The sequence below is a fragment of the Paraburkholderia silvatlantica genome, assembly GCF_003096715.1.
In the GTDB taxonomy this organism is placed as follows: domain Bacteria; phylum Pseudomonadota; class Gammaproteobacteria; order Burkholderiales; family Burkholderiaceae; genus Paraburkholderia; species Paraburkholderia silvatlantica.
Window position 1 is genome coordinate 1 of the sequence record NZ_QEOL01000056.1, and the last position, 6,699, is coordinate 6,699.

General features: G+C 64.3%; 6 protein-coding genes and 1 pseudogene. 4 read left to right on the forward strand and 3 right to left on the reverse strand.

Annotated elements, in window-relative coordinates:
* Window positions 1–633 (reverse strand): SDR family NAD(P)-dependent oxidoreductase (locus tag C7411_RS36585; RefSeq protein ID WP_110389013.1); only part of this gene is annotated, 633 nt, incomplete at its 3' end.
* 170 nt (window positions 634–803) lie between these two features.
* Here C7411_RS36585 and C7411_RS36590 point away from each other — a divergent pair.
* Complete coding sequence (locus tag C7411_RS36590; protein WP_110389018.1) at window positions 804–1,733, forward strand: LysR family transcriptional regulator; 930 nt, start codon at window positions 804–806, stop codon at window positions 1,731–1,733.
* 43 nt (window positions 1,734–1,776) lie between these two features.
* On the opposite strand, the gene C7411_RS36595 is transcribed toward C7411_RS36590, so the two are convergent.
* A complete protein-coding gene (locus tag C7411_RS36595; protein WP_110389014.1) occupies window positions 1,777–2,748 on the reverse strand; it encodes a LysR family transcriptional regulator in 972 nt (323 codons plus the stop codon).
* 205 nt (window positions 2,749–2,953) lie between these two features.
* On the opposite strand from C7411_RS36595, the gene C7411_RS36600 reads away from it, so the two are divergent.
* From C7411_RS36600 to C7411_RS36610, 3 genes are all read left to right on the forward strand, one after another.
* A complete protein-coding gene (locus C7411_RS36600; protein ID WP_110389015.1) occupies window positions 2,954–5,158 on the forward strand; it encodes an FUSC family protein in 2,205 nt (734 codons plus the stop codon).
* A gap of 139 nt (window positions 5,159–5,297) precedes the next feature.
* Window positions 5,298–5,519, forward strand: a complete 222-nt coding sequence (locus C7411_RS36605) for a hypothetical protein (RefSeq protein ID WP_110389016.1) — start codon at window positions 5,298–5,300, stop codon at window positions 5,517–5,519.
* A gap of 410 nt (window positions 5,520–5,929) precedes the next feature.
* Entirely contained in the window at window positions 5,930–6,403 is a 474-nt protein-coding gene (locus C7411_RS36610; protein ID WP_133253761.1) for a hypothetical protein, read from the forward strand.
* 183 nt (window positions 6,404–6,586) lie between these two features.
* Here the strand turns inward: C7411_RS36610 and sdhB are convergent.
* A pseudogene (gene sdhB, locus C7411_RS36615) lies at window positions 6,587–6,699 on the reverse strand (succinate dehydrogenase iron-sulfur subunit); the annotation flags it as partial.

A 6,699-nucleotide genomic window follows, 5' to 3' on the forward strand; every position in this document is an offset into this window, starting at 1 on the left:
GTTCACCAGGTTCGGCATGCTGTCCTCGATGCCGAGCCTCGCGTGCGGGCCGCCCATGTCGGTTCGCACCCAGCCGGGCGCCATGAGCAGCAGGGTTCGCGGGTCGCTTGCGTGGCGCGCCGCGAAGCTGCGCATGAACATGTTGAGCGCCGCCTTGCTGCCCCTGTACACCTCGTAATTCCCGTTCACGTTGTTCGTTACGCTGCCTTGCCCCGAGGACATCACGCCAATCGTCCCGCCGGGTCGAACGAGATCCTCAAACGCCTCGACCACGCGCATCGGGCTCAGCGAGTTCGTCACCATCACGCGCACGAATTCTTCCGTCGAAACATCCGCGATCGTTTCGCCGTCGTCGTTCTTGACGCCGGCATTGACGAAAAGGAGATCCAGTTGCCGTGTTGCGAGACGCTCGTGCAAGGCGGCGACCTGGTCTGCCACCGTGATGTCGACCGTTTCGACTTCCAGCGCGCCCGCCGCGCTTTGCGCGCGCTGGCGCAGCTTCGCCGTGGAGTTTTCTCTGCCTGTGGCGATCACTCGCCAGCCGCGTTTGAGATATTCCTCGACCATGGCCAATCCCAGTCCGCGAGACGCGCCGATGATCAGCGCGGTCTTTTGAATGGTGGCGTCCGGCATGGGCAGGTTTCCTGTGAACGAGAATGGAGGGAGCGCATCAAGCGTGCATCGAGCGCGTATCAAGCCGTACAGGCAATATATCGGCGGGCGCATCGCGGCGGAACACGCGCGCGCTGCATTGATACCGTGCACCGGACGCCATGACCCGATACCCTATGCGAGGACGCAACATGCCGGAACCCGATCTGAATCTGCTCGTCGCGCTCAATGCCTTGCTTGTCAATGGCAGCGTGATTGGTGCGGCGCGGCGGCTGGGGTTGAGCGCCTCGGCAATGAGCCGCACCTTGACCCGGCTTCGCGAGGCCACGGGAGATCCGCTGCTGGTTCGCGCGGGCCGACGCATGGTGTTGACGCCTTATGCCGAGGAAATTGGCGGGCGCACGCGCGCGGCGCTCGACGAGGCTCGCGCCGTTCTTCTTCCCGCCAGGACCGAACTCGATCTTCAAACATTGCGGCGGACCTTTTCCATTCGCGCCAACGAAGGCTTTGTCGAAGCCTTCGGGCCGGCGCTGCTCGCGGCGGCAATGTCGGCCGCGCCGCACGTGCGTTTGCGTTTCGCGCCGAAACCGGAAAAGACCGCGACGCACCTTCGCGACGGCTCGGCCGATCTGGAGATCGGCGTGCTGGGTGAAATGGGTCCCGAGGTGCGCCTGCAGGCGCTGTTTCGCGATCGTTTCGTGGGCGTCGTCAGAAAAGGCCATCCGCTGGAGGCCGACGCCCAGGTGAGCCCCGAACGGTACGTTGCGTTCGACCACGTCGTCGCGTCGCGTCGAGGCGTTGCGAACGGGCCCGTGGATGACGCGTTGGCCGCGTTGGGACTGGAGCGAACGATCGTCGCCGTGGTTCCGGGTTTTCCTGCGGCGCTGGCCCTGGCGCGCCATTCGAATCTCGTTGCGCTCCTGCCCGCCTCGTTCCTGAACAGCCGGACGGATGGCGGGCAGGGGCTCGCTTGCGATGACGTCTACGCGTTCGAGCTTCCGGTTGCCACGCCAAAGATCACCGTGTCGCAGATGTGGCATCCGCGTTCGGAAGCAGACCCCGCGCATCGTTGGCTCAGGCTGCAGGTGCTTTCGGTTTGTCGCCGGAAGTTTCCGCACTGACCGGTTCGCATCACGTTCGCATGATGAATTGAGCGGCTGCTGGCTAGATCGGCGACGCCACGGCGGCCGCACCGGCGAGTTGTTGCTGCGTGAGTTCTTCGAGCAAGGTCATGTCGCGGGCGATCACTTGCGAAAGATGCACGCGCAGGAACTCCACCCACGTTTTCGTTTTCGCATCCACGAACTTGCGCGACGGATAGAGCGCATGAATGCTGTTCTTCTGGAGGACGTGCCGCGGCAACACGCGCACGAGCGTGCCGTCGCGCAAGCCCTCTATAGCCGTGTACACCGGCAGCATGCCGATGCCCAGGCCTTCGCGTATCGCCACCGCGAGCGATTCCGCAATATTCACCTGAACCGGACCGCTCACGTGCATCTTGACGCTGCCTTCGGGGCCTTCGAGCGTCCATTCGTGAGCGGGCACGCCGGGCGTCCTGAGTATCAGGCAGTCGTGACGCGTGAGATCCGCCGGGGTGCGCGGCGCGCCGTGCTTGCGCACGTACTCTGGCGACGCGCACAGAATGCTGCACGAGTTGCCCAGTTGATGAGAGATGAGATCGGAGTTCGGCAGCGACGCCGCGGTGATCACCGACACGTCGCTGCTGCCCTCGAACAGATCGGGCAGCGACTGCGAAAGGGTGAGTTCGACCGTCACTTCGGGATGCATCGTGCGATAGCGCGAGATCGCGGGCAGGATGTACTGCTGCCCGATGCTCGCGAAGCTGTGCATGCGCAGCGCGCCTGCGGGGCGTTCGTGTGCGCCGCAGGCTTCGTCTTCCGCGCGCGCGACGTCAGCGAGTATCTGCTTGCAGCGCGTCAGATAAACCTCGCCGGCCGGCGTGAGCGCGAGCCGGCGCGTCGAGCGGTTGAGCAGACGGGTGCGAATACGGGCTTCCAGTTCCGAGACCGCGCGTGACACCGCGCTTGTGGGTGAGTTGAGCGACTGGGCCGCCGCCGTGAAACTGCCGGCTTCGACGACGCGGACCAGCACCCGCATGTTTTGTAGGGTATCCATCAGACCTGCCAGACTTCCTTGTGAATATTTTGTTCGCGGTAAAAGCGATATTGTCGCTGGTTGCGATTCGCCATTGTTGAGCGATCTGGAATGGAGGTTCTTTTTGAATCCCATTAATTCGCCCGATTGAGTCTCATAGAATCGGCGCCCGGGCCTGCCTTGCGCACGGCTCTTTTCACAACAAACCGGGTGTCGTGCTTTTTCCATGAATCGCGTGCGAGCAGTCAATCGAGCGATAAACCTGCCTCATCGCGCCCGGGTCATCCGGCGTGCGGTGCGGCTCGGTTTGCGTGACTGGCAGGCCAGTCACGGCACGATCTGGCTTCACCTTCTCAAGACGGTCACGGCCGCACTGCTCGCGATGGGCATTGCGATGCTGCTCGATTTGCCACAGCCGCGTATCGCGATGACGACGGTGTTCGTGCTGATGCAGCCTTTGTCCGGCATGGTCTTCGCAAAGAGCGTGTATCGGATCGTGGGCACGGCGGTGGGCATGATCGCGGCGGTGGTGCTGGGCGCGGTGTTTATCCAGCAGCCCGAGCTATACATCATGGGCATCACGGCCTGGGTCGCCGCCTGCACGGCGGCAGCCATGCGCAACCGGCATTTTCGCTGGTATGCCTTCGTACTGGCCGGCTATACCGCCGCGCTGATCGGCATTCCGCTCGTGATGCAGCCCAACGGTCTCTTTCTCGCAGCGCTCGGGCGCGGCGCCGAAGTGGCCGTGGGCATTCTGTGCTCCGGCGTGGTCAGCGCCGTCATCTTGCCCCGCCAGACGGTCTCGCTGCTGGAAAGCACGCTGCGCAAACGGTATCTGGACTTCACCTCGTTCGCGGCGCTCGTTCTGTCGAGCGGGGTCGAAAGAGGTGCGTTCGAGGGGCGATTCGCGAAACTCGTCGATGAGATCGTGGGCTTCGAGGCCACGCGCGCGTTCTCGTTTTTCGAAGACCCGATCATGCGCGCCCGCAGCCAGTTGCTGGCGCGGCTGAACGGCGAGTTCATGGACGTGTGCGCGCGCCTGCACGCGTTGCGGCAACTGAAAAAGCGCCTGCGCTGGAGCGAGGAGGCCATCGCGCCGCTCGCGCCGTATTTCAGCGAGCTTGCCGCGCTGCTCGCGCAGCGCCCGCGCCACGGCGAAGCGGATCGCGCGTACGCGCTGCGCATCGCGCGAGGGCTGGAGACGTTCATGCGCACGCTGCCGCGTCACGTGCGCGAGACGCGCCGGCCGCTGGAAACCGCCGCGCCCGATGCGTTGCAGGAATTCGATACGTCGGCCGAACTGATCTATCGCTTCACGGCCGAGATCGTCCGCTACAGCCGCACGTGGGCGTCGCTCAAGCAGGCGGGCCTGCCCACGGAGCGCCGCATCACGCGTTATGTGCCGCGCACGAGCTGGTACGTGGTGGCGTTCACCTTCATGCGCACGGCCGTGGTGGTGGCCACGCTCGGCTGGTTCTGGGTAGAGACCGACTGGCCGAGCGGCGGCCTTGCGATGATCGCCGGCGCGCTGACCTGCGCGCTCACATCGTCCGCGCCGCGCGCCACGCGCATGGCCTTCCAGATGGCCGCAGGCGCGGGTTGCGCGGCCGTGGTGGGCTATCTGCTCATGTGCTACGCGTATCCGAACATCGACGGCTTTCCGCTGCTTTGCGCCGTGCTCGCGCCTTTTTTCGCGCTCGGGGCATTCCTCGCGACGCGCGCGCGCATCGCGGGCTTCGGGGTGGGCTTTTCGGTGTTCCTGTGCCTGCTCGCGGGCCCAGACAACGTCATCGTCTATACGCCGGATCTGCTGATCAACAACGGCATCGCGGTCGTCGCGGCGATGATCGTGGCCGCGCTCGCGTTCGCGGTGGTGTTTCCGCCTCACATGAACTGGCTCGTCGAGCGCATGCGCGTGGCGTTGCGCGCTCAGGTCGTGCTTGCGTGCCACGACGAGCTGGATGGCCTCAATCAACAGTTTCAGTCGGGCGCGCACGATCTGATGCACCAGTTGCGGCTTCTCCTCAATGGACGCGCGCAGGCGCACCGCCGCGCGCTGCGCTGGATGCTGATCACGCTGGAAGTGGGGCACGCCGTCATCGACCTGCGCCACGAGGCGCAAACCGCCGCGTGGTTAGGCGCAGCCGACAGCCGGTGGACCGCATGCCTCGAACAGGTGAAAAGCGATATCGCGCGGCTTTTCGAGCATCCGGGCGCGGAGCAGCTCGAACGCGCGCTGATGGCGGTGGGTGCGGCCACCTGGATCGCCCAGCAGGCGCTGCCCGCGGTTCGCCACGACCGCGAGCGCCGCCACGACGTGCAGCGGCTCCTGAGCCACCTGCATTTCATCCGCAGCGCGCTCATCGACCGCGACACGCCGCTCGGCGCGATTGCGCGTCAGGCCTCGTTTCACCGGCCGTTGCGCACGTGAACCGCTTGAAGCAGAGGACCGGCGCGATCTTGCTGCGGTCTGCAAAGATGCCATCCACGCCGCGTCCTTAATCATTTCGACTCCAGGTCATATAGTCACATCACCGCTTGTGCAGTACCCGTTAGTACTGGAGATGAAAATGAAGTCCGTGAAGATCGCTGCTCTCGTCTGTTCGCTGTTTGCCGCCGCCGCTGCGTATGCGCAGAGCGAGGCACCGGCAGCGGGCGTTCCCGAACAAGTCGTGCAATCCGCCGCCCCGCAGGCAGCGCAATCCCCTGCCCGTAGCGAGAGCGCGAAGCCCGCAAAGAAGGACGAATGCGTCGGTCCGGCCAGCTTCTGCAATATCTATTTCGGTAGCTGAGATCGAGCGCCGCGCGCGTTAAAAAGACGCTTCGCCCTGGCCACGGCGTCGGCCGCTTCGCGAGGCATGCGAGGAGCGCGAGTCGTTTTGCTGTAAGCGGGATGGCGCACCGCGGGGCCGAACCAGGATTCGTTGACCCCCAACGCGCTGGGATTACTGCGTGAGTGCCCGTGTTGCCTACCCAACCCGCAGAGCCTGCGGCTCACATGGAGGAGCGTGGCAGGCACTCATTGCCTTTCCGCCTTGCCGGCTCGGTCCGGTGTTTTTTCCCCTCGAAGCAGACGTCATCCACGTCACTCCCCGGATGTCTCGTTGCGCTATAGCGGCCAGGCCGACTCTACCGGGACATCGCACCCTACGCCGAGAGCGATTCGCTCCGGCCGTTCAGTGAGCCATCAGGATACGCATTCATGGGCCGCCCCAAATTCAGGAAAACGGGTTGCAAACACGTGACCCGAAACAAGCTCTTGCCGCTCGCCGCGTCTATGGTTCGCGCGACCTCGTTGCAAAACCATCTGGCGCTCGAGGCGCTGCGCAGCCGCTACGGCGCGAGCCTTCATGTCACGCTGCTCTTTCGCACCGTCTATCTGACCTACCTCTTGCGCGACACCATTGATCAGGGCTGTGATCTGGACGTGTTCCAGGACGCGGAATCCGCGTTGTACCAATGCAGCCTGCGCGCCGACGAGGACGGTTCATGGCAGCTTGCCGAAGCCGATATCGACGCGCTAAAGATCGTGCTGACCGTGCACGACTGGCAGCTTCAGTTGGCCCCGGCGCATGTATACGAGTCTGCATGCGCGCACCTGCTCGAGTACCTGATTAACGGTGAGAAGACTGTCATTCCCGCGTCATCGGGTGATGCAATGGTCTGGAAGGTCTGATTCTCGCGGTTGAGAGCATCAGCATGACGAACGGTTATTTCGGCATGCTGATGTTTTGAGCGTGGTGGCGGGCGTCGTTGCGACGGGAGCCGCGGTGAAGTGTGCGTCAATGCCTCGCGCACCGGGGAGGGCGCGCGAGGACAGGGGATCGGACTGGCGTGACCCCGCTACCGGCCTGCCGCGTCAAACCGCGCGGCGGACCATCAGTTCCTTGATCTTGCCGATCGCCTTCGTCGGGTTCAGGCCCTTCGGGCAAACGTCGACGCAGTTCATGATCGTGTGGCAACGGAACAGAC